This is a genomic window from Terrisporobacter sp. (assembly GCF_017888745.1).
Lineage (GTDB): Bacteria > Bacillota > Clostridia > Peptostreptococcales > Peptostreptococcaceae > Terrisporobacter.
Genome location: NZ_JAGHFM010000166.1, coordinates 1 through 4,266, shown reverse-complemented (window position 1 = coordinate 4,266; position 4,266 = coordinate 1). Strand labels below are relative to the sequence as shown.

The 4,266-nt window shown below is 29.3% G+C and carries 4 protein-coding genes; all 4 read left to right on the top strand.

The genetic code is table 11. The annotated features are described in order from the left end of the window. Positions 1–573: YkgJ family cysteine cluster protein (locus tag J7G74_RS08105; RefSeq protein WP_297133934.1), on the top strand; the 573-nt coding region annotated here is incomplete at its 5' end. Positions 574–757: 184 nt separating this feature from the next. After that, positions 758–1,234, top strand: a complete 477-nt coding sequence (locus J7G74_RS08100) for a hypothetical protein (RefSeq protein WP_297133931.1) — start codon at positions 758–760, stop codon at positions 1,232–1,234. 158 nt (positions 1,235–1,392) lie between these two features. Next, positions 1,393–2,784 (top strand): TldD/PmbA family protein, encoded by a 1,392-nt coding sequence (locus J7G74_RS08095; protein ID WP_297133928.1) that lies wholly within the window; start codon positions 1,393–1,395, stop codon positions 2,782–2,784. Further along, positions 2,785–4,128, top strand: coding sequence for a TldD/PmbA family protein (locus J7G74_RS08090; RefSeq protein ID WP_297133925.1), 1,344 nt, complete (start codon positions 2,785–2,787; stop codon positions 4,126–4,128). The last annotated feature ends 138 nt before the right edge of the window (positions 4,129–4,266 follow it).

Here is a 4,266-nt window from a genome sequence, read left to right as displayed (position 1 = left end):
GGATGCAGTGATTGTTGTTGTGATGTGGGAGACTTAGTAGTACTTACACCTTTTGATATTTATGAAATGGTAAACTATCTAGGTGTAGAATTTGATGAACTATTAGGAGACAAGATTGAATTACGTGAAAATAATAAAATTTTACTACCATACTTAAAAATGCAAGATCATAACAAAAAGTGTAGTTTTTTAAACAAAGAAGGAAGATGTACAATCCATTCTAAACGACCAAATATTTGTCGTCTATTTCCTCTTGGAAGAGTGTATAAAGATGACAGCTATAAGTACTTTTTACAAGTAGGAAACTGTCCTAAAGAGAATTTAAAAGATGTTAAAGTAAGTGAATGGATAGGAATTGAAAATTATGATGATAATAAAAAATTTATTTTAGAGTGGTATAAATTTATTAAAGCATTAACTTTCCGTTTAAAGTTTGTAAGAGATGAAAAAGAACTTGAGGAAATTAATCAAATTTTATTAGACAGTTGTTATCGTATTAATATAAAAGAAGATTTTTATACTGCATTTCTAAAATATTTACCTGAGATAAAAAATAAATTGGGAATTATTTAGTAGACTAAATTTATGCAATAATAAGTCAATATATTAACATCTCACCAATTATTGGTATAATACATCACCTGTGCTTGTAAACTTATCTAATGAAAAAATGGTATTTATCAAAAAATGGCAAAAAATTAAAAGTTTTTATAGGAAAATCACGTAAAAATGTGTAAAATAGTACTGAGGTGATAATATGAATTTAAATAAATCTTTAAATAATTTAAAAGGTGAATTAGGTAATTTATTAAAAATGATACTAGTTTCAGAAAGAATAAATAGTCAAAGATGTTTAAATCAAGACCTAGATACAACAAAAACAATAATAGATCATAAAGAAACTAGTGAAGAATTTACAGAAGAAGAAATGGATAATTTAATCCAAGAAGGAAAAAGGCTATTAAATATGATGTTAGTATCAGAAAGAATAAACAGTCAAAGATGTTTAAACCAAGATTTAGATACAACAAAAACAATAATAGACCATATTGAAAAAGTGGAAGATGTTAAACCTAATTCAAAATTAAAAGATAAAAAACTAGAATTAGAGAGTGTAACAAATCAAATAAAAGGTATTTTAAATGAAATGCTTATATTAGAGAGAATAAACAGTCAAAGATGTTTAAATCAAGATTTAGATACTTCAAAAACAATAATAGATCATAAAGAATAAATAAAAGGTAAGATAGTATTTTAAATATTTATTTATTACCATATAATAATTCATAAAATAAGCAAAAGGCGTTACAAAAATGTAATGCCTTTTTATTATGTTAAATTTTACCCTAAAATTGGTATAATATACATATACAAAAAAACAGGAGGAACAATATGATCACAAAACAAATAGCCACACAAGTACTTGAAAAGTGCCTAGTAACTGGTGGAGATTTTGCAGAAATATTCGAAGAAGATTGTATAACAAACAACATTGGTATAATAGATAGTAAAATAGAAAATATCCTAGGAGGAAGAACTTACGGAATAGGAATAAGAATTTTCAAGGGACTAAAAAGTGTATACGCATACACTAACGACAACTCACTAAGCTCAATGTTAGATACTGCCTACAAAGCAGCCTTAGCATTAGGTAGTTTATCTGATGAGAAAATGGTAGTGATAAATAACTGTAAAGTTACAACAAATATAAATCCTATTAAACTATATCCTAGTAGTGTGGATTACCAAGATAAAATAAATGTAATGAAAAAAGCATATAAAAGTGCCAAAGAATACAGCAGTGAAATATCACAAGTGAGTATAAACTACTCAGACAAGGAGCAAAACGTACTAATTGCAAATACTGAAGGATTATATATAGAAGATAGCAGAGTGAGAACTAGACTTGGAATAACTTCAGTAGCATCAAGAGGTAACGAAAATCAAACAGGATTTGAAGGACCTGGAGCATGCAAGGGATTTGAATTATTTGAAGATGTAGACCCAGAGTACTATGGAAAAGAAGCATCAAGGGTAGCTTATACTATGCTTAATGCTAAAAATTGTCCTGCTGGTAAGATGACAGTGGCAATAGACAACGGATTTGGTGGAGTAATATTCCATGAAGCTTGTGGTCATTCTCTAGAGGCAACATCAGTTGCTAAAGGAAATTCAGTATTTACAGATAAATTAGGAGAGCAAATTGCATCTACTAAAGTAACTGCTATTGATGATGGAACTCTAACAAATCATTGGGGATCAAGTAATATAGATGATGAAGGTAATCCTACTCAAAGAAATGTTTTAATAGAAAATGGAATTTTAAAATCATATATGATAGATAAACTGAATGGAAGAAGAATGAACATGGCACCTACTGGAAGTTCTCGTAGACAAAGTTATAAATTTGCACCAACTTCTAGAATGACAAACACATACATAGCAGCAGGAACAGATAAAGTAGAAGATATAATAAAATCAATAGATGATGGTCTTTATGCTAAAAAAATGGGTGGTGGTTCTGTAAACCCAGTAACTGGAGAGTTTAACTTTGCTGTAGCTGAAGGATATTTAGTGAAAAATGGAGAGATTAAAGAAGCAGTAAGAGGTGCAAGTTTAATAGGTAAAGGTAGCCAAGTCCTTATGAATATAGACATGGTAGGAGATAATTTAGCTCAAGCTCAAGGAATGTGCGGTTCATCATCTGGCTCTATTCCAACTAACGTAGGTCAGCCTATGATAAGAGTTAAAGAGATAACTGTTGGTGGAAGGAGTGAAGAATAGATGAATTTTTTAGATTTTAAAAACTTATTATTTAAAAAAGCAATAGATAGCGGATTTAATGAATGTGAAGTTTATTATAGTGATGGCGAAAGTATAAGCATAAGTGTATATGAAGGAGAAGTTGAAAAATATAATTTATCTAAATCATTTGGACTTTCTTTTAGAGGAAAAATAAATGGAAAAATGGGTTATTCTTTCACTGAAATACTTGATGAATCTACCATAGATATGTTGATAAACAGTGCAAAAAATAGTGCTGCCTTAATTGAAAATGAAGATGTTCAATTTATATATGAAGGTGATGAAAAATACAGTGAAGTAAAAACTTATTCTAAAGAATTGGAAAATATAGATCCAGCAAAAATGATAGATTTAGCTCTTAATTTAGAAAAAGAAGCTAAAAATTATTCTGACAAAGTTGTAAATATAAACGGATGTAAAATTTCTTATTCTTCATCAAATTATGGTATATATAATACGAAAGGTCTAGAACTTTCCAATAAAGATAATATCCTTACATCTTATGTAGTACCAGTTGTAGAAGATGAAAATGGAAAAAATGATGGAGTAGGATATGTGCTAGCATCTTCTATAGATGAAGTAAATCCTGCTAAAATTGCCAAAGAAGGTGTTAAGGAAGCTTTATCTAAATTAGGAGGGAAAAGTATACCATCAGGAAGTTATAAAACTATAATTTACAATGAAGCAATGGTTCAACTTTTAGAAACATTTGCGTGTACATTCAGTGGTGACGCAGCTCAAAAAGGTTTATCACTTTTAAAAGGTAAAGAAGGTGAAATGATAGCATCTGAAGTTGTTACAATAATTGATGATCCATTAATGGATGGTGGGCTTGCATCAGCTCCTTTCGATGATGAAGGTGTGGCTACATTTACAAAAGGATTAGTTTCAAATGGAAAATTAGTAACATTACTTCATAACTTAAAAACTGCCCACAAACAAGGTGTAAAGACTACTGGTAATGGATTTAAGTCTTCTTATGCATCATCTGTGGGAGTAAGTGAAAGTAATCTATATCTACAAAAGGGTAGTATGTCATTTGATGATTTGATGAAGGAAATTGGAGAAGGTGTAATAATCACAGACTTAGCAGGACTTCACTCGGGAGCTAATACTGTAAGTGGAGATTTCTCACTGGCAGCGAAAGGTTTCTATGTAGAGGGTGGAAAGAAGTCATTCCCAGTTGAACAAATAACTTTGGCTGGAAATTATTTTGATTTACTTAAGAATATAATAGTAGTTGGAAATGATTTGAAATTTCCTATGAGTAATGTTGGATCTCCATCAGTGATTGTGGAAGGACTTTCTATAGCAGGTAAATAATTAATTATAAATATAAAATTATGAAGAAAAATAGTAACAAAATGTAACTATGTATTTTTATTATTTTTATCAAATAAATTTTTTATTTTTTTACTATTTTGTTACACTTATAGTTAGATTTTGTTACTATTTTTCTTC

What these genes read in the sequence shown, in the direction of transcription:
- J7G74_RS08100 (WP_297133931.1), top strand. Translation starts at nt 758, where the DNA reads ATGAATTTAAATAAATCTTTAAATAATTTAAAAGGTGAATTAGGTAAT.
- J7G74_RS08095 (WP_297133928.1), top strand. Translation starts at nt 1,393, where the DNA reads ATGATCACAAAACAAATAGCCACACAAGTACTTGAAAAGTGCCTAGTA.
- J7G74_RS08090 (WP_297133925.1), top strand. Translation starts at nt 2,785, where the DNA reads ATGAATTTTTTAGATTTTAAAAACTTATTATTTAAAAAAGCAATAGAT.